General features: G+C 38.3%; 1 protein-coding gene and 2 pseudogenes. 2 read left to right on the top strand and 1 reads right to left on the bottom strand.

Annotation, left to right across the window (positions count from 1 at the left end):
- A pseudogene (locus QZ506_RS02950) lies at positions 1–82 on the top strand (lipoprotein); the annotation flags it as partial.
- Positions 83–405: 323 nt separating this feature from the next.
- Positions 406–828 (top strand): hypothetical protein, encoded by a 423-nt coding sequence (locus tag QZ506_RS02945; RefSeq protein ID WP_291968958.1) that lies wholly within the window; start codon positions 406–408, stop codon positions 826–828.
- 349 nt (positions 829–1,177) lie between these two features.
- On the opposite strand, the pseudogene QZ506_RS02940 reads toward QZ506_RS02945, so the two are convergent.
- Positions 1,178–1,260, bottom strand: a pseudogene (locus QZ506_RS02940) (lipoprotein); the annotation flags it as partial.

The following is a 1,260-nucleotide window of genomic DNA, read 5'->3' as shown; positions in this document are numbered from 1 at the left end:
GGTGGGTGAAGCCATGGCCATGGTCAAAGCGCTTAACCGGATCACGCTATTAGGAATGCCGAACAGTATTCGCATCACGTAACAATCGACCCGTATGGGGCGCAGTCGTTACAAGTTCTGATTTATTCAACAAAGCCGGTGAATGAGCGTTATTTATGTGAATATTAAATAAACGCATGGTTTAATAACGGTCATCAGCAGTGAGCGGTGACCCTACTTAGGAGAGTGAAAATGGGGCTTTGTTGAATAAATCGAACTTTCAGGTAATTGGCGGATCTGATCGCTATAGTCGTTTCAGCATCGGGTTTCCATGGTAAAGCAAAAGTTTAAAATCACCAACTGGACCACCTACAACAACGCGCTCAGACAGCGCGGTTCATTGGTATAAAAATAGGAGTGACAGATGTGAAAGTATTACAAATATCGTATCATTACACAAAATCGCATGTATTTAATAGTGGTTCATCAGCTGTTAAGTTGGCTAGCCTAACAAAAAAAGATAAGGATATTCAGTTCGCTAGAAATATTCTTAACGCTAAAAACGAATCAATAAAAAAACTAAAAAACGTTGATTTTAAATTATATGATTCAAAATTAAAGAAAAACCATAAGTTATTCTCTCATCTTGTTTCTTTGAGTGTAAAAGATAGTCCTTTCTTTGAGGGGAAAAACTTTGACTTTGCAAATTCATTAAAAAAAGCAATAAGTGATTTTGAGAAAAATCCAAATAAAGCAATAAAAAAACACCTAAATGGTCATATTAATAATATAAATCCACATTCTAAAATTGGAAGAGGGTATATTTCTTATTTGGAGAATCGTAAATAGTATACAGCGCTGGTCGTGTATTCAATAAGGGCTTTGTTGAATAAATAGATATTATGCTGCGTAGCCATAAAGGCTGCGGATTCCCTTGACGTAAAATCAGTATGTTAAATCCAGAGCGTGGTGACGCATCCCGGAGCGATCAGCATTTTAATCCAAAACTGGCATGAAAAAACAGCATGATTACCTATTATTCAACAAAGCCAAGCCACAGCACAAACCAGGTCGTGTATTCAAATGAGTTGATATAGCATCAAACGTAGTACTCGCGTTCGATGATAAGTACAGATGATCCTAGGCTTTGTTGAATAAATCAGAACTTGTAACGACTGCGCCCCATACGGGTCGATTGTTACGTGATGCGAATACTGTTCGGCATTCCTAATAGCGTGATCCGGTTAAGCGCTTTGACCATGGCCATGGCTTCACCCACCT

The sequence above is a fragment of the Candidatus Symbiopectobacterium sp. genome (assembly GCF_020054415.1).
Classification (GTDB): Bacteria; Pseudomonadota; Gammaproteobacteria; order Enterobacterales; family Enterobacteriaceae; genus Symbiopectobacterium.
This window is presented reverse-complemented; position numbering and strand designations above follow the sequence as displayed.